This window comes from Streptomyces sp. NBC_01142 (assembly GCF_026341125.1).
Classification (GTDB): Bacteria; Actinomycetota; Actinomycetes; order Streptomycetales; family Streptomycetaceae; genus Streptomyces.
Genome location: NZ_JAPEOR010000002.1, coordinates 31,001 through 48,431 on the forward strand (window position 1 = coordinate 31,001; position 17,431 = coordinate 48,431).

At 70.3% G+C, this 17,431-nt stretch carries 14 protein-coding genes; 10 read left to right on the top strand and 4 right to left on the bottom strand.

Annotation, left to right across the window (positions count from 1 at the left end; genetic code table 11):
* Nucleotides 1-541: 541 nt before the first annotated feature.
* Both OG883_RS17480 and ptsP read left to right on the top strand, forming a co-directional pair.
* Entirely contained in the window at nt 542-991 is a 450-nt protein-coding gene (locus OG883_RS17480; RefSeq protein WP_266541821.1) for a PTS glucose transporter subunit IIA, read from the top strand.
* 76 nt (nt 992-1,067) lie between these two features.
* Entirely contained in the window at nt 1,068-2,738 is a 1,671-nt protein-coding gene (gene ptsP, locus OG883_RS17485; RefSeq protein ID WP_266541824.1) for a phosphoenolpyruvate--protein phosphotransferase, read from the top strand.
* Nucleotides 2,739-2,800: 62 nt separating this feature from the next.
* Here the strand turns inward: ptsP and OG883_RS17490 are convergent, their stop codons facing one another.
* Both OG883_RS17490 and OG883_RS17495 read right to left on the bottom strand, forming a co-directional pair.
* Nucleotides 2,801-3,664 (bottom strand): hypothetical protein, encoded by an 864-nt coding sequence (locus OG883_RS17490; RefSeq protein ID WP_266541826.1) that lies wholly within the window; start codon nt 3,662-3,664, stop codon nt 2,801-2,803.
* A 103-nt stretch (nt 3,665-3,767) separates the two neighbouring features.
* A complete protein-coding gene (locus tag OG883_RS17495; protein WP_323180930.1) occupies nt 3,768-5,060 on the bottom strand; it encodes an MFS transporter in 1,293 nt (430 codons plus the stop codon).
* 45 nt (nt 5,061-5,105) lie between these two features.
* Here OG883_RS17495 and OG883_RS17500 point away from each other — a divergent pair, with 45 nt between their 5' ends.
* Entirely contained in the window at nt 5,106-6,425 is a 1,320-nt protein-coding gene (locus tag OG883_RS17500) for an aminotransferase class I/II-fold pyridoxal phosphate-dependent enzyme (protein WP_266541829.1), read from the top strand.
* Nucleotides 6,426-6,437: 12 nt separating this feature from the next.
* Here OG883_RS17500 and OG883_RS17505 read toward each other — a convergent pair whose 3' ends face one another.
* Entirely contained in the window at nt 6,438-8,432 is a 1,995-nt protein-coding gene (locus OG883_RS17505; protein WP_266541832.1) for an acetoacetate--CoA ligase, read from the bottom strand.
* Between the two features lie 217 nt (nt 8,433-8,649).
* On the opposite strand from OG883_RS17505, the gene OG883_RS17510 reads away from it, so the two are divergent.
* On the top strand, nt 8,650-11,010 hold the full coding sequence (locus OG883_RS17510) for a glycoside hydrolase family 31 protein (protein ID WP_266541835.1): 2,361 nt from the start codon (nt 8,650-8,652) through the stop codon (nt 11,008-11,010).
* A 57-nt stretch (nt 11,011-11,067) separates the two neighbouring features.
* Here OG883_RS17510 and OG883_RS17515 read toward each other — a convergent pair whose 3' ends face one another.
* The gene (locus OG883_RS17515; RefSeq protein WP_266541838.1) at nt 11,068-11,571 is read right to left on the bottom strand and encodes an NUDIX domain-containing protein; all 504 of its coding nucleotides are present in this window, start codon (nt 11,569-11,571) and stop codon (nt 11,068-11,070) included.
* 59 nt (nt 11,572-11,630) lie between these two features.
* Here OG883_RS17515 and OG883_RS17520 point away from each other — a divergent pair, with 59 nt between their 5' ends.
* From OG883_RS17520 to glpK, 6 genes are all read left to right on the top strand, one after another.
* Nucleotides 11,631-12,494, top strand: coding sequence for a M15 family metallopeptidase (locus OG883_RS17520; protein ID WP_266541841.1), 864 nt, complete (start codon nt 11,631-11,633; stop codon nt 12,492-12,494).
* Nucleotides 12,495-12,657: 163 nt separating this feature from the next.
* A complete protein-coding gene (locus tag OG883_RS17525) occupies nt 12,658-13,005 on the top strand; it encodes a DUF962 domain-containing protein (RefSeq protein ID WP_266541844.1) in 348 nt (115 codons plus the stop codon).
* A gap of 66 nt (nt 13,006-13,071) precedes the next feature.
* On the top strand, nt 13,072-13,509 hold the full coding sequence (locus tag OG883_RS17530) for a Zn-ribbon domain-containing OB-fold protein (protein WP_266549132.1): 438 nt from the start codon (nt 13,072-13,074) through the stop codon (nt 13,507-13,509).
* Entirely contained in the window at nt 13,506-14,696 is a 1,191-nt protein-coding gene (locus OG883_RS17535; RefSeq protein ID WP_266541846.1) for a lipid-transfer protein, read from the top strand. The genes OG883_RS17530 and OG883_RS17535 overlap by 4 nt, the downstream gene beginning before the upstream one ends.
* Nucleotides 14,697-15,003: 307 nt before the next feature.
* Complete coding sequence (locus tag OG883_RS17540; protein WP_266541849.1) at nt 15,004-15,765, top strand: MIP/aquaporin family protein; 762 nt, start codon at nt 15,004-15,006, stop codon at nt 15,763-15,765.
* Nucleotides 15,766-15,795: 30 nt separating this feature from the next.
* Nucleotides 15,796-17,310, top strand: a complete 1,515-nt coding sequence (glpK, locus tag OG883_RS17545; RefSeq protein ID WP_266541852.1) for a glycerol kinase GlpK — start codon at nt 15,796-15,798, stop codon at nt 17,308-17,310.
* Nucleotides 17,311-17,431: the final 121 nt, after the last annotated feature.

Genomic DNA, 17,431 nt, shown 5'->3' on the forward strand with positions numbered 1-17,431 from the left:
AGAGCGGAACGATCAGGTCGGAATATGACCGATCGTTCACAGCGTCCTCGCTGTGTTATTGCCTGCCCGCCGCATGGGCGTGCAGGACTTTCAAAGGAACCTCGAACCTGCCGAAGCAGGTCGGGGTATCAACATATCTGGCGTTGACTTTTGGCACGCTGTTGAGTTCTCAAGGAACGGACGCTTCCTTTGGACCTTTTCACGGGCCCTCCGGGCGCTTCCCTTCGGTGTTTCCAAACTCTATCAGGCTTTTTCGTTCTTCCTGACCACCGCCCTGCGGGCATGCAGAGGTTTAGACCAGTTAGTATCTCGGCTTGATAGACGCTGCCGACCCCCGACTCAACGTCGCGTTGGGGTCAGGCAGGCCTACGACAGTACCTGTCACCGGGAGTTGAGGCAAATCGTTTCCGGTGCACCCTAGGTCCGCCAACTGGTAACTCTCGTGCGGAACTAGGACTTCTTATGACTTACCCTTCTGAACAGCGCGTCGTCCAGGACAGGCAGTGACGGCGCCGTTCGATCTCCGCCCCTGGGAGGCCCCATGACCACAGTGACGTCCCCTCTTGCCGGACGTGCCATCGGACTCGCGGCTGTGCCCGATCCGGTGTTCTCCGGTGCGATGGTCGGCCCCGGTACTGCTATTGATCCCGTGCGTGAGCCGTCGGAGGCCGTGTCCCCCGTGGACGGAATCATCGTCTCCCTTCACCCGCACGCGTTCGTCGTCGTCGACGACCAGGGGCACGGTGTCCTGACGCACCTCGGCATCGACACGGTCCAGCTCAACGGTGAGGGCTTCGAGCTGCTCGTCAACAAGGGCGACACCGTCCAGCGCGGACAAGCTGTGGTCCGCTGGAATCCGTCGGCCGTCGAGGAAGCCGGCAAGTCCCCCATCTGTCCGGTCGTGGCACTCGAGGCCACGGCGGAGTCCCTCTCCGAACTCCGCGAGGACGGCGACGTGAAGGCCGGCGACTCGCTCTTCGGCTGGCAGTGACGCCGACGCCGCGGTGACGGCAGGTCGGACATCCATCGCGGCGGCCGAGGCCGTCGCTCAATCGGAGACGGGTGAAATGCAGACAACGCTGCGAGGCGTAGGCGTGAGCCACGGTGTGGCGATCGGCGAGGTTCGGCTCATGGGCACGGCGGTACTGGAGCCGCCGGCCAAGCAGATTCCGGCGGAGGACGCGGGGCGTGAACAGGGGCGCGCGCGCAAGGCCGTGGAAGCAGTGGCCGCCGACCTGATTGCACGGGGCAATCTGGCAGGTGGCGAGGCGCAGCATGTGCTCGAGGCGCAGGCCATGATGGCGCAGGACCCGGAGCTCATGGCCGACGTGGACCGGCGCATCGCCGTCGGCAGCACCGCTGAGCGTGCGGTGTACGACGCGTTCGCCGCGTACCGGGCGCTGCTGGCGGGTGCCGGGGAGTACCTGGCCGGACGTGTCGCGGACCTTGACGACGTGCGGAACCGGATCGTGGCGCGGCTGCTCGGTGTGCCGATGCCGGGGGTGCCGGACAGTGACGAGCCGTATGTACTGATCGCGCGTGACCTCGCGCCTGCGGACACGGCGCTGCTCGACCCGACGCTGGTGCTCGGGTTCGTCACCGAGGAGGGCGGGCCGACCAGTCACAGCGCGATTCTGGCGCGGGCGCTCGGGGTTCCCGCGGTGGTGGCGCTGCCGGGCGCCTGTGAGCTGGCCGAGGGCACGCTGATCGCGGTCGACGGCAGCACCGGCGAGATCTTCGTCGAGCCGAGCGACGAGAAGCGGAGCCGGCTCGAGCAGGCCGCGGCCGAGCGCAAGGCCGCGCTGTCGGCCTCCATCGGGCCGGGGGCGACCTCGGACGGGCACAAGGTGCCGCTGCTGGCGAATGTCGGCGGCCCCGCAGATGTGCCGGCCGCGGTCGAGGCCGGTGCCGAGGGTGTCGGGCTGTTCCGTACGGAGTTCCTCTTCCTGGACGACAGCAAGCAGGCGCCGTCCGAGGAGAAGCAGGTCGAGGCGTACCGCAAGGTGCTCGAGGCCTTCCCCGAGGGCCGGGTGGTCGTGCGGGTGCTGGACGCGGGTGCCGACAAGCCGCTCGACTTCCTGACTCCGGCCGACGAGCCGAACCCGGCGCTGGGTGTACGCGGGCTGCGCAGCCTGCTGGACCACCCCGAGGTGCTGCGGACCCAGCTGACGGCGCTGGCCAAGGCCGTCAAGGGTCTGCCGGTGTACCTCGAGGTCATGGCGCCGATGGTGGCCGACCGTACGGACGCCAAGGCGTTCGCGGACGCGTGCCGCGAGGCGGGGCTGCGGGCGAAGTTCGGCGCGATGGTGGAGATCCCGTCCGCCGCGCTGCGCGCTCGCTCGATCCTGCAGGAGGTCGAGTTCCTTTCACTGGGCACCAATGACCTCGCGCAGTACACCTTCGCCGCCGACCGTCAGGTGGGTGCGGTGTCGCGGCTGCAGGACCCGTGGCAGCCGGCGCTGCTCGACCTGGTGGCGCTGTCGGCCGACGCCGCGAGGGCCGAGGGCAAGAGCTGTGGTGTGTGTGGTGAGGCTGCCTCCGATCCGCTGCTCGCGTGTGTGCTCACCGGTCTGGGTGTGACCTCGCTGTCGATGGGTGCGGCGTCCATTCCTTATGTACGGGCGACGCTGGCGAAGAACACGCTCGCGCAGTGCGAGCGTGCTGCCGCCGCGGCGCGTGCCGCGGACACCGCCGAGGAGGCACGGGTGGCTGCCCAGGCAGTGCTCTCCGGAGAGTAGGCACGCAGTCGGATTGGTCGAAGGGGCTTCCTGCCGGGGACGGCGGGAAGCCCCTTCGGCGTTCAGTGGTGGTTGTCCGGGTCGTCGGTGGCGATCGGGAAGCCCGCGCAGTACTCCACGCCGGGTTCGGGGGACAGTGGTTCGCCGGTGGCGGCGTCGGTGCAGTAGGCGCTGAACACCTCGCCCGCGGTGAGCGGGAGGAGCAGGCCCTGATGGAGCCGCCACCCGCGGAGGCGGTCCGGGATGTCCGGGGCGCTCGTGCGGAGCACGACTCCCCCTGGGCTTTCGAGGGCGATGCCCGCTGCGAGGACGGTGACGAATTCCGTGCCCTCGGAGGCGTCGAGGTGGGCGGGTGCTGCCGTGGCTGTCTCTGCATGGAGGACGGCGAGGAGCTGTTCGTCGGGGCCGGGGACGCTGCAGACAAGGTGGTGTGTGCCGGGCCCGGCGTCTTCGAGCAGGTGCATCAGGAGGCGGGACGCCCGGTCGAATGCGGCCCGGCCGATGTCCTGGGCGCAGTCGGCGCACTCTCCGAGGTCGGCGAGGAGCATCGTTGCGTACTCCCAGGTGGCTCGGCGGACCGCCTGGTTGATGAGCTGGGGCAGCAGGCTGCCGAGGGGCTGTCCGGTGTACTCGATGCGGGCGCCGCGGCCTGCGATGTCGGCGGTGAAACGGCTGCGGCTCGCGGCCGCGTCGGGGTCGAGTCCTTCCTCTCCGCAGAACTCCGCGAACTCGTCCGGGTCGAAGAGGGCCACGCTGGTGTGCAGTTGCTGGGAGGCGAGGCTCCTCAGCAGGGCCTCGGCCTGCCGGAGGTAGGTCGCGTGGTTGTCGAAGGTGAAGGTGCGGTACTGGCGCATCGCGGTGAAGTCCTGCTCGTCGGCCAGCAGGCCGACGGTGCTGGGTGCTTCACGGCGCAGGGTGCGTCGCATGGATGTGCTGTTCCTGGGCCGGCCGGTCTGCTTGGGCCGCTTGGACTGCCGTGACTGCCGTGACTGCCGGGTGTACGCCATTTCTCCCCCTGGGTGCAGTGGACTACTGGTGACTCACCGTAACCGGCGCCACTGACAACGCGGGTCCGGGCAGGTGGTCACGTACAAGACGGCTCTGGGCGAGGCAGGTCGCGGCCAGTCCCGCGCCCAGCAGCGCCCAGCCGACAGGACCCGTCGCGATCACGGCGGTCATGACCAGCGGGCCGACGCTGCGCTGGGCCGCCTGGGCCAGGCCGTGGACTCCGAGGTACGCGCCCTGGGCATCGTCGGGAGCCAGGGCGAGGGAGAGCTCCCAGGATGCGGTGGCGTGCAGGATCTCGGCCAGGGTCAGGACGATGGAGGCGGCCACGAGTGCGGCGATCGTGGTCCGCCCTCCGGCGACGGCCGACAGGCTCATTGCCAGCGCACCTGCCGCGAAGACCGCAGCGAGCGGGACGAGAAGGCGCCGCGCAGCTTTCGTCGTCCCTCCGAAGCGGGCGAGAGGGATCTGAAGGGTCACCACCATGACGCTGTTGAGCACGAGGAGCAGGGGGGCGAGGCCGTGCGGGGCGTCGGTCGCGTGCACGATCCACAGCGGAAGCCCGACCTTGAAGACGGCGTCATGGAGGAAGAGCACGCTCTCACTGGCCGTATAGAAGAGGTAGGTGGGGTCGCGCCAGGGGCTCGCGGGTTTCGCGGTTGTCTCGGGGTTCGCGTCACAGACTCTGGACGCGGAGCCGGTGACGATGCGCGTGGGGGACGGGGCTTCTGCGCAGCGCAGGGTGAGGAGGGCGGCCCCCAGGGAGGGGAGGGCACTGCCGACGACCAGCGCCTGGTACGCGAGGGTCGTGCCGATCCCGAGGGCGGATGCCGCGGCGAGGCCGCCGAGCGCAAAGCCGATGTTGGCGACGGTGCGGCTCACGGCCTGGTAGCGGACCCTGTCGGGGCCGGCGATGCGGGCGGCGTACAGCTTGGTGAGGACGTTGGCCGCGCGGTCGCCGAGGCTGCCGACGGCCGAGAAGGCGATCAGGAGCGTGTAGTTGTCGGTGGTGAGCAGGGCGAGGGCGGCCACGGCACGCTGGAGCTGCATGGCGATGAGGACGCGGGTGAGAGGCAGCCGGTCGGCGACGCGGCCGGCCAGGGGTGCGCCCGCGATGCCGATGCCCGCGGAGACCGCGACGAGGATGCCGACCTGGGCGGCGGAGAGGCCGGTGACATAGGTGAAGTACAGGGCTGCCGTGGCGGCCCACAGGCCGTTGCCCGACTTGTCGACCAGGGCGATCCAGAGCATCCGGCGGCCGTCGGTGCCGCCGGGGATGCGGTCCTTCAATGCTGTCCGGCGCTGCTGCAGGCTCAACGTTCCCCCTTGACGCGAGTTATGTACCGGTACATAATTAGCTACGTGGCAACACAATATTCGATCGGCGGTACAACCGCCAAGACAATTGCCGCTTCCGTCGAACGGGCAGTGACCCAGAGCGACTTGGGGCCGGGCGACGCGCTGCCGCCGGTACGCAGACTTGCCGACGAACTCGGGGTCAGCCCCGGCACGGTCGCCACCGCCTACAAGGAGTTGCGGCAGCGCGGTCTCGTCGTCACGCGCGGACGGGGCGGAACGGTGGTCGCCGCGGCTCCCGCCGTCACCTCGAGGCGGCCGCCGAAGGTGCCGGAAGGACTGCGGGACCTTGCGGGCGGACACCCCGATCCCGCCTTCCTGCCGGATCTGGTGCCACCCGCCCGGCTCTCCCCCGGCGCCCGGTCCCACCGCTCGTCGCCGCGCCTGCCCGAGCTCGAGGATGCCGTCAGAGCCTGGCTCGGCGGCGAGGGGGTGCCCGTCGAGCACGTCACGTTCGCGCACGGGGCGCTCGACTGTGTGGCGCGGCTGCTCTCCGCCGAGCTACGGCCGGGCGACGCGGTGGCGATGGAGGACCCCGGCTACCACCATCTGCTCGATCTCGTACAGGCGCTGGGTCTGCGCTCCGTGCCCGTGGCGGTGGACGACGAGGGGATGCGCCCCGAGGCACTGGGCGCCGCGCTGCGGACGGGGGCGCGAGCCGTCGTGTGCAGTCCGCGGGCGCAGAATCCGTACGGAGGGTGCTTCTCGGCCCACAGGCGCGATGCGCTGCTGGACGTACTGCGGGAGGCGCCCGACGTGCTGCTGATCGAGAACGACCATGCGTCGGACATCGCGGGCGCACCGCTCAACTCACTTACCGCGGGCGGGCTTTCACGCTGGGCCCATGTGCGGACCGTCACCAAGTTCCTGGGGACGGATCTGCGCTGGGCCGCGGCCGCGTGCGATCCGACGACGCTGGCCCGCCACGACGGGCGCCTGCTGCTGACGTCCGGCTGGATCAGTCATCTGCTGCAGCGGACCGTGCTCGGGTTGATGACCGACCAGGACACGATGACCCAGGTCGGCAGGGCGCGTTCCGTCTACGGGGAGCGGCGGCGCGCCCTGGTGGCCGCGCTGGACTCACACGGTGTCCCGGCACATGGAGCGAGCGGGATGAATGTGTGGGTGCCCGTGCTGGACGAGTCCGCGGTCGTCAACGGGCTGCGGTCCAGGGGATGGTGGGTTGCGGCCGGCGCGCGGTTCCGGATTGCTGCGGGACCCGGGGTGCGGGTCACGACGGCGGACCTGGACGCGGTCGGTGCCACGCGGCTGGCCTCGGACTTCGCGGAGGTGCTGGGCGAGTCCGAGGCCACGTACGGGGGCTAGGGCACGGCTTGACTACTGCTTCCGGGTGCGGGCGAGTTCCTCGTAGAAGCGCAGGAGCTCGAGGTTGTCGACCGAGCCCGGGTTGACCGCCTTGGCGAGGGCCGTGCCCTGGAGGAGGCGCTTGACCGGGACCTCGATGCGCTTGCCGGTGAGGGTGTGCGGGACGCCGGGGACCTCGATGATCTCGTCCGGGACGTGGCGCGGGGAGAGCTGCTCGCGGATCGTCCGCTTGATGCGCGACCGCAGATCGTCGTCGAGCGCGGCGCCGTCGGCGAGGTGGACGAAGAGTGGCATCCAGTAGCCGCCGTCCGGCTCCTCCAGGCCGATGACGAGGGATTCCTTGATCTCGGGGAGGCGCTCGACCGCTTCGTAGATATCGGCCGAGCCCATCCGGACGCCCTGACGGTTCAGAGTGGAGTCGGAGCGGCCGTGGATGACGACGGAGCCGTGGTCGGTGATGGTGATCCAGTCGCCGTGCCGCCAGACGCCGGGGAACATCTCGAAGTAGCTGTCGCGGTAGCGGCTGCCGTCGGGGTCGTTCCAGAAGCGGATCGGCATGGACGGCATGGGGTTGGTGACCACCAGTTCCCCGACCTCACCGATGACTGGCTTGCCGTGGGGGTCCCAGGACTGCAGGTCGGTGCCCAGGCAGGCGGCCTGGAGTTCACCGATGTGTACAGGCAGCGTGGGCACCGCGCCGGCGAAGCAGCTGCACACGTCGGTGCCGCCGCTGACGGAGGCGATCCAGAGGTCTTCGGCCACCTCGTCGTGGAGCCAGCGGAAGCCGTCGGGCGGGAGCGGTGAGCCCGTGGTGGCGACACATTTGACACGGGACAGATCGTGATCGCGGGCGGGGTGGACGTCCGCCTTGCGGCAGGCCATGACGTACGCGGCGGAGGTACCGAAGAGGGTGGCCCGCGTGCGCTCGGCGATACGCCACTGGGCTCCGGTGTCGGGATGGCCGGGGCTGCCGTCGTACAGCACCACGGTGGTGCCGGTGAGCAGGCCGGAGACGAGGAAGTTCCACATCATCCAGCCGGTGGAGGTGTACCAGAAGAACCGGTCCTCGGGGCCGAGGTCGCAGTGCAGGCCGAGCTGCTTGAAATGCTCCAGCAGGATGCCGCCCTGCGACTGGACGATGGCCTTCGGCAGACCCGTCGTGCCGGAGGAGTACAGGACCCACAGCGGGTGGTCGAAGGGGACCTGCTCGAAAACGGGTGGCCCCTCATTCGATGACGCGGTGCCGGCAGTGACCGCGGACCAATCGAGGGCGCCCTCGGGGGCCTCCGTCCCGAGCAGCGGGATATGGACGACCGCGCGCAGGGTCGGAAGTTCACGGCGGAGCTCGGCGACGGTCTCGGTGCGGTCGTGCTGCTTGCCGCCATAGCGGTAGCCGTCGACGGTGAAGAGTACGACGGGCTCGACCTGCTGGAAGCGGTCCAGAACGCTGCGGGCGCCGAAGTCGGGGGCGCAGGAGGTCCACACCGCGCCGACGGCCGCGGTGGCGAGCAGGGCGGTGACTGCCTGCGGGATGTTCGGGAGGTAACCGCTGACGCGGTCTCCGGGGCGTACGCCCAGGGCCCGCAGTTCGGCGGCGAGCGCGCCCACCTGGCGGCGGAGCTCCGTCCAGCTGATCGCGGTCGGCTCATGGGTCTCGTCCACATACAGGAGTGCTGCGTCATCGGCGCGTGCCGGGTCCTCGGCGGTGCGCAGTGCGTGCTCCGCGTAGTTGAGGGTGGCGCCGGGGAACCACTGCGCGCCGGGCATGGACCGGTCGCCGAGGACGCGCTCGTACGGGGTGGAGAACCGCACGTCGAACCAGTCGGCGACCGCTTGCCAGAACGTCTCGAGCTCGTCGACGGACCAGCGGTGCAGCGCCGCGTAGCCGCCCTCGGCAGGGGCGCCGTGACGCTCGGCGGCCCAGGCCTGGAACCGGGTGATCCGGGCGCCGGCGATGCGGTCGGGGTCCGGCTGCCACAGAGGGGCAGGGTTCGCTGCTGAGGTCATGGGGCGGCTCCCGGGTGGCTCTACGCGGTGTCTGCGTGTGTCATGCGCACGAGCGGGGTGTGCGCGTGACGCGGCTGACACGGACGATGCCATGTGATCGTCTTTCGCACCAGGGCTCACCACCCATGGCCGGGCGAGGGACTATGTGCTCCCACCACGGGTGAACGGGAGTTGAACAGAGCCCGCGCAGCCCCGGCCGGATGGCAGGGTGAGCTGCATGGATGCTCGTGATCTGGTGCGCTCGGTGAGGACCTTCACAACGGTGCAGGGGCTGCGCGCGGCACGCTCGGCCTGGCGGCAGCGCAGGACCGACGCGCGGGGGCTGCCGGCCAGAGGTGCGGAGCGGGCCAGAGTGCCGGGGCCGGTGAGCGGCGCGGAGCCGCTTCCCGGGGGCGGAATCGTACGGTTCGCCCGTTCGGAGTTGCGCATCCGAGTCACGGCGGGCGGCGCGGTCTTCTGGGGCTGGGACGGCGCGGAGCCCGAGCCCTCGTACGCGCTCGCCGGTGTCTCTCCCGAACCGGATCCGCGGGCCGAACTGGAACCGGACAAGGACGGCGGCTGGCGTGTGGTGTCGGAGCGGGTGACGGTGGAGGTCTCCCGCAACGGCGCCGTCGAGATCCGGACGCCCGGCGGTGTCGTACTGCGCCGTGATCTGCCGCCGCGCTGGTGGGAGCCGGTGCGGGGCGGCGCGGCACGATGGGTGCAGCGGACCGAAGTGCCCGCGGACGCGCGCTTCTTCGGGCTCGGCGGACGGGCTTCGGGGCCGCGGCTGCGGGACGGCACGTACCGGCTGTGGAACACCGACCCCAGGGGCGGCTTCGGTCCCGACGACGACCCGCTGTACATCACCATGCCGGTGCAGCTGGTGGTCGCCGACGCGGGCACGCATCTCGCCTTCCACGACAACTCCTGGGAGGGCCGGGTCACCCTGCGCGAGGGCGAGGAGGGCGCGGGCTCCGGGCACGACCGGCCGGGCACCAGTGAGGTGCGCATGGACGGCGGTCCGCTGCGCTGCTGGGTGGTGGTGGGCACTCCCGCGCGCGTACTGGCCGGATGGGCACAGCTGACCGGCGCGGCCGCGCTTCCGCCGTCCTGGGCACTCGGCCCGCAGCACGCGCGGTGGGGCTTCGGCAGCGAGCAGGAAGTGCGGCGGATCGTCGGGGGGTACCGGGAGCGCGAGCTGCCGCTGTCCGCGGTCCATCTCGACATCGACCACTACGACGCGCATCAGGTCTTCACCGTCGACCGGGAGCACTTCCCCGATCTGCCCGGGATGGCCAAGGATCTGCGCGAGGACGGGGTGCGGCTGGTCTCCATCGTCGATCCGGCGGTGAAGGCGGAGCCCGGCAACGCGGTGTACGACAGCGGGGTGGCGGCAGAGGCCTTCGTACGGGATCCGCGCGGCAGAGAAGTGCGGGGCGTGGTCTGGCCCGGCGAAAGCGTCTATCCGGACTTCACCGATCCGCGGGTGCGGGAGTGGTGGGGCGAGCTGTACGAGGAGCGGCTGGCGCAGGGCTTCTGCGGGGTGTGGCACGACATGAACGAGCCGGTGTCCTTCACTCCGTTCGGCGACATGACGCTGCCACGCTCGGCCCGGCATGTGCTGGAGGGGCACGGGGGCGACCACCGGGAGGCCCACAATGTGTACGGGCTGGCGATGGCCCGCGCCGGGTACGAAGGGCTGCGGCGACTGCGCCCGCAGGAGCGGCCGTTCCTCTTCTCCCGCTCCGGATGGGCGGGAATGCAGAGGTACGGAGGCACCTGGTCCGGAGATGTGACCACCAGCTGGCCCGGGCTGCGGGCCTCACTCTCCCTGGTGCTCGGGCTCGGGCTGTGCGGTGTCCCGTACTCCGGGCCCGATGTGGGCGGCTTCGACGGGAGTCCGTCGCCCGAGTTGTATCTGCGCTGGTTCCAGCTGGGGGCGTACCTTCCCTTGTTCCGTACGCATGCGGCGATCGACGCGGGGCGCAGGGAGCCGTGGGAGTTCGGGCCCGAGGTGCTCTCCCATGCCCGCGCGGCGCTCGACGAACGGGAGCGGCTGCGGCCCTACTTCGTCACGCTGGCGCAGCTGGCCCGGCTGACGGGTGCGCCGTATGCGCGGCCGCTGTGGTGGGGGTGCCCGGAGGACCGGGTGCTGCGCGACTGCGAGGACGCCTTCCTGCTCGGTGACGCGCTGCTGGTCGCACCGGTGCTGGAGTGCGGGACGGACCGGAGGGCGGTGCGACTGCCGCGTGGCCGGTGGTACGACACGGCGACGGAGCAGGCGTACGAGGGGCCCGGGCAGGTGCTGGTGGACGCTCCCCTCTCACGTGTCCCGGTACTGGCCCGGGGCGGTTCCGTGATCCCGGTGAGGGGTACGGACGGCGGGCTGGAGCTGGAGGTGTGGGCGCCCGCTGCCGGGCGTTCGGGCGGCGGACTGGTGGTTGCGGACGTGGGCGACGGCTGGGAGCAGGCCGAGGTGGAGCGGTACACCACGCGGCTGGTGGACAACCGGGTGGTGGTGGAGCAGATCGTGGGGACCGGCGCGAAGGCGCCGCGGTGGCCGGTGCGCGTACGGGGGCGGGGCATGCGGCTGTAGTGGACGCTTGCGCGTGCGCCGGCCCTCACGCGCAGTGGCCCGCGGGACGACCGGCCCTCAGGTGTAGCGGCCCGCGAACCAGTTGCGTACCACCGTCGTGTGCAGCGGGAACGCCAGTTCCGCCGGTGCGTGCAGCAGATGCCAGCCTTCCGTCTCGTCCGTCGGTGCCGGGGACGGCAGTTGCGACACCGCACGCTCGGGGAGCAGGCCGAACAGCAGCAGATGTCCGTGCGGCGAGCTCAGCGCGTCCGCGAGCCGGACGTCCTCCCGCGCCGCCTCAATGCCGGTTTCCTCCTTCAGTTCCCGTACGACCGCCTGCTGCCATTCCTCGGCGTGGTCGATGAAGCCGCCGGGGAGCGCGATGCCGCCGCGCCGGGGTTCGATCGTGCGGGTGATGACGACAAGTCCGCTGCCCTGCGCGTCATGGACGGGCACGAGAGCGACGGCGACCGGCAGCGGATTGCGGTAGGCCGTGTAGCCGCAGGCCGCACACGTGCGGGGCCAGCCGGCAACGGGGCCGTACGACGCTCCGCAGTTGCCGCAGTAGAAGTCCTTGGGCACGCGCGGACTGTATCCGATCGCCTTTCCCACGGGGCCGGGAACTGATAAACGATGTGCCCATGACAGGACTTGGTTCCGCATTCCGCACCCTGGCCGCCACGGCCGCGGTGGCGCTCGCCGTCACCGCGGCCGCCCCTGCGGCACGGGCCGAGCCGCCCGCACCGGCCTCGGCAGTCCCGGCGGCCCCGGCAGTCCCGGCGGCCCCGGCGGCCGAGCCGACGGTTCCGAGGGAGTTCGTGGCGCTGCGCACCGTGGCCCCCACGATCCTTCAGGAGATGCGCTACACGACCGGGCACAACTTCGTGGGCGAGCGGGTGGACGGCTACCGCCGGCCGCTCTGCATCGTCACCCGGCCCGCCGCCGAGGCGCTGCGCCGGGCGCAGCTGAAGCTGCTGAGCCAGGGCTACTCGCTCAAGGTGTACGACTGCTACCGGCCGCAACGGGCCGTCGACCACTTCGTACGGTGGGCGAAGGACCTGGAGGACGAGACCATGAAGAAGGAGTTCTATCCCCAAGTCGACAAGTCGCGGCTGTTCGAGGACGGCTACATCGCGGAGAAGTCCGGGCACAGCCGGGGCAGCACCGTCGACCTCACCCTGGTGAAGCTGCCTGCCCTGCCGACCCGGCCGTACGTCCCGGGTGAGCCACTCGTCCCGTGCTTCGCGCCCAAGCCCGAGCGGTTCCCTGACAATTCCGTCGACATGGGGACCGGTTACGACTGCTTCGACACGCTGTCGCACACCGATGACCCGAGGATTCAGGGCAAGCAGCGCGCCAACCGGCAGTTGCTGAAGGGAGCCTTGGCCACGGTCGGCTTTGTCAATCTGCCCGAGGAGTGGTGGCACTTCACCTACAAGCCGGAGCCGTTCCCGGACACCTTCTTCGACTTCCCCGTCGCGTGGCGCTCGGTCGCCGGGCACTGAGGTGAGAGTGGGAGAGGTGAGGCGGGAGAGGTGAGAGCGGGAGAGGTGAGAGCGGGAGAACGGGCGGCCGGGACCACCCCCGTGGGCTCCGGCCGCGCCGCTCATAGATATCGGACGCACCTCGGCCGTATCCGGTTCACCCGGGAGCGAATACGGTGCCGCCATGGCGCAGCAGACATGTGATTCGTACGAGGAGTTCTGGCCCTACTACGTCGCGATGCACTCCAGGGCCGCGACGCGATGGGTCCATCTGACGGGCACGCTGACCGGTCTCGCGGTCAGCGCGTACGGGCTGGCGCGCGGGCGGAAACGCTATGCGGCGGCCCTGCCGCTGATCGGTTACGGCACCGCCTGGCCCGCGCACTTCTTCATCGAGAAGAACAACCCCGCCACCTTCGGACATCCCGCCTGGTCGTTGCGGGGTGACGTGCAGATGATCCGGATGATGCTGGCGGGCCGGGACAGGGAACTGGCCGAGACCGCCGCCAAGTGGCTCGCCGAGAACCGCTGACCCGTGGCACACTTCTGACGTTCCGTCAGATTGTTGTGCCGGGGAGGGCCCGTGACGCGCACGCCCGTGGTGGCCGGATGGTTCACACACGACAACGGTGAGGAGGACTTCCGGCTGCTGGGCACCCGCTGCCTCGAATGCTCGTCGGTGTTCTTCCCGCGCGAGGACTCGTTCTGCCGCAACCCGGCCTGCGCGGGCGGGGAGTTGTCGGAGGTGCCGCTCTCCAAGCGGGGGCGGGTGTGGTCCTACACGGACGGGCGCTACCGTCCCCCGGCGCCGTACGTCTCCGATCCGGAGGCGGAGTGGGAGCCGTACACCCTCCTCGCCGTCGAGCTCGAGGCCGAGCGGATGGTGGTCCTCGGTCAGGCCGTTCCCGGCGTCCGCGTCGCGGATCTCGAGGTGGGGATGGAGGTCGAGGTCGTACCCGGCGTACTGAACGAGGACAAGGACACCGGGACGGTCTGGACGACCTGGCACTGGCGGCCCGTGGGGGTGGCGTCATGACCGGGGACATCGCGGTCCTCGGGGCCGGAATGCACCCCTGGGGCAAGTGGGGCCGCAGCTTCGTCCAGTACGGCACGGCAGCCGCCCGCGCCGCGCTCGCCGACGCCGCGGTCGACTGGCAGCAGGTGCAGTCGGTGGTCGGCGCGGACACCGTGCGATGCGGGTATCCCGGATATGTGGCGGGGGCCACGTTCGCGCAGGCGCTGGGCTGGCAGGGTGCGCGCGTCACCAGCGTATACGCCGCCTGTGCCTCGGGTGCCCAGGCGATCAACGCCGCGCGCTCCCAGATCCTGGCGGGCATGGCGGACGTGGTGCTGGTGGTGGGCGCGGACTCGGCGCCAAAGGGTTTCTTCGCGCCGGCCGGGGGCGACCGGCCCGACGATCCGGACTGGTTCCGCTTCCGGGCACTCGGGGCGACCAACCCCGCCTACTTCGGGCTGTACGCCCGCCGCCGGATGGCTCTGTACGGCGACACACCCGAGGACTTCGCCCTGGTCAAGGTGAAGAACGCGGCAGCCGGGGCGCTCAACCCCAACGCCCGTTACCGCAAGAGGGTGTCGGCCGAGGACGTCGCCGCCTCGGCCGTGGTCGCCGATCCTCTGCGGCTGCTCGACATCTGTGCGACCTCGGACGGCGCGGCCGCGCTGGTGCTCTCCAGCATGGACTTCGCACGCCGGCACGGGGCGGCCGATCCGGTCCGCATCCGCGCCGTGTCCACCGTCACCCCGGCCTATCCCAGGGCCGTACTCGACCTCCCGGACATCGCGACCGACTCGGCCGCCGCAGTGGAAGCACCCCCGCGCTCCTTCCGGGCCTCGATCGCCCGGGCCGCGTACGAGGAAGCGGGCATCGGCCCCCAGGACCTCTGCCTCGCCGAGGTGTACGACCTCTCCACCGCACTGGAGCTGGAGTGGTACGAGGACATCGGGCTGTGCGGGGCGGGCGAGGGCGCCAAGCTGGTACGCGACGGCGCCACCTCGCTCGGCGGGCGCATCCCGGTGAACGTCAGCGGCGGACTTGCCTCCTTCGGAGAGGCGGTGCCCGCCCAGGCCATCGCCCAGGTCTGCGAGCTCACCTGGCAGCTGCGCGGCACCGCCGGGGAGCGCCAGGTCCCGGGAGCCCGTACCGGAATCACCGCGAACCAGGGGCTTTTCGGCCATGGTTCGGCGGTCGTCGCAGTCCGCTGACTCTCCCTCCGGGCCGCGCACCACGCCTTACGCACTCCCGGGCAGTGTCCACTTACCGTCCGTGAACTGCGTTGGCTGTCAACGACCTTGACGCCCCATCACCGCCGGTGAACACTGCCTCTTCACCGGCGTCATCCGCCGCACTTCACCACGCTCACCACGCTCGTCACGGACGCCGGACAGGGTACGGAACTCCCCTGCCTCCGGCTCCGTAGCCATGGAACGCCATGGAGCACGGACGCCATGGAGCACGCACCCTGCACGCAGGACCGGGGCCGGTGCCCCGGGCGAGGGCCTAGGAGCCGCCATGAGCAATGGGGACATCTTCGTCGGCGAGATCATCGGCACCGCGATACTCATCCTGTTCGGCGCCGGCGTCTGCGCCGCCGTCACGCTCCACCACTCCAAGGCGAAGGCCGCGGGCTGGGTCGTCATCGCCTTCGGCTGGGGATTCGGCGTGCTGGCCGGCGCGTACACCGCCGCCCCCCTTTCGGGCGGACATCTCAATCCGGCCGTGACGTTGGGCGTCGCCGTCGACACCGGCGAGTGGGGCAAGGTGCCGCTCTACGTCCTGGCGCAGATGATCGGCGCGATCCTCGGCGCCGTACTCGCCTATCTCGCCTACTACGCGCAGTTCCGGGCCAACGCGGACATCAAGAACTCCCAGCCCACGCTCGGGATCTTCTCGACCGGTCCGGAGATCCGCAATCCGGCCGCCAATCTGATCACCGAGATCATCGCGACGATCGGTCTGGTGCTCCCCATTCTCGCCTTCGGGAAGAACGACGGCATCGGCATCGGCCAGATCCCCGGACAGAACGCCGGAATTTACGGCTCCGGAATCTCCATCCTGCTGGTTTCGCTGCTCGTCGTCGGAATCGGTCTCTCGCTCGGCGGACCCACCGGTTACGCGATCAACCCGGCTCGTGATCTGGGGCCCCGCATCACTCACACACTGCTCCCGATCCCCAACAAGGGAACATCCGACTGGGGTTACGCATGGGTGCCGGTGGCCGGGCCCGTCATCGGCGGGCTTCTGGCCGGCCTCATCTTCAACGCTGCCTTCTAGGCCTTCCGGCCTCTTCGACAAAGGGACGTCATGACGGACAAATTCGTCGCCGCGATCGACCAGGGCACCACGTCCAGCCGCTGCATCATCTTCAACCAGGACGGCGCGATCGTCGCTGTCGACCAGCGGGAGCACCGTCAGATCTTCCCCAAGCCGGGCTGGGTGGAGCACGACGCCACCGAGATCTGGTCCAAGGTGCAGGCGGTGGTGGCGGGTGCCCTGGCCAAGGCCGGCCTGCGGGCCGCGCAGCTCAGCGCGCTCGGCATCACCAACCAGCGCGAGACCACGGTGCTGTGGGACCGGGCGACCGGCAAGCCGGTGCACAACGCGATCGTCTGGCAGGACACCCGTACTTCGGCGCTCTGCCACGAACTGGCGGGCACGGACGGACAGGACCGCTTCCGGGACGCGACCGGGCTGCCGCTGGCGAGTTACTTCTCCGGGCCCAAGGCAGCCTGGCTGCTGGACAACGTGCCCGGTCTGCGCGGTCGGGCCGAGCGTGGCGAGATCGCCTTCGGCACCATCGACTCATGGCTGATCTGGAACCTCACCGGCGGTACGGACGGCGGGGTCCATGTCACCGATGTGACCAACGCGTCGCGCACCATGCTGATGAATCTGGGAACCCTCCAGTGGGATCCCGCGATCCTGTCGGCGATGAATGTGCCGGAGTCGATACTTCCGGAGATCAGGTCCTCGGCCGAGGTGTACGGGACGGCCGTCGGCCAGCTGGGAGGCGTGCCGGTGGCCTCCGCGCTCGGCGACCAGCAGTCCGCGATCTTCGGGCAGGCCTGCTACGACACGGGCACTGCCAAGAACACCTACGGCACCGGCAGTTTCCTGCTGCTCAACACCGGCAGCCGGCCCGTGCCCTCGAAGAGCGGGCTGATCACCACCTTGGGTTACAAGATCGGCGACGAGGCGCCGGTGTACTGCCTGGAGGGGTCGATCGCGATCACCGGCGCGCTGGTGCAGTGGTTCCGGGACCAACTGGGCATCATCCGCAGCGCCGACGAGATCGAGACGCTGGCGGCGAGCGTGGACGACAACGGCGGGGCGTACATCGTCCCGGCCTTCTCCGGGCTCTACGCGCCGTACTGGCGCTCCGACGCGCGGGGCGTCATCACCGGGCTGACGAGGTATGTCACCAAGGCACATCTGGCGCGGGCGGTGCTGGAGGCGACGAGCTGGCAGACGCGTGAGGTCGTCGACGCGATGTACCAGGACTCCGGGGTGCAGATCACCACGCTGAAGGTGGACGGCGGTATGACGTCCAACAATCTGCTGATGCAGCATCAGGCGGATGTGCTGGGGGTGCCGGTGATCCGGCCGAAGGTCTCGGAGACGACGTGTCTGGGCGCGGCCTACGCGGCGGGGCTCGCGACCGGCGTCTGGTCGGACCTCGACGAGCTCAAGACGCACTGGCAGCGCGATGTGGAGTGGTCGCCACGGATGGAGCCGCAGATCCGCGACCGCGAGTACCACAACTGGCGCAAGGCGGTGGAGCGGAGCCTCGGCTGGGAGGAGGAGGGCGGCCAGTCCTGAGGCGCGCACGTGCTGAGCAGCCAGTGCTGAAGTACCGGTCCTGAGGTGCCCGTGCCGAGCAGCCGTGCTGAGCAGCCTCGCCCGAGCCGGCGCGCCTTCGGCCGTCGTGCCTGAGCCGGCG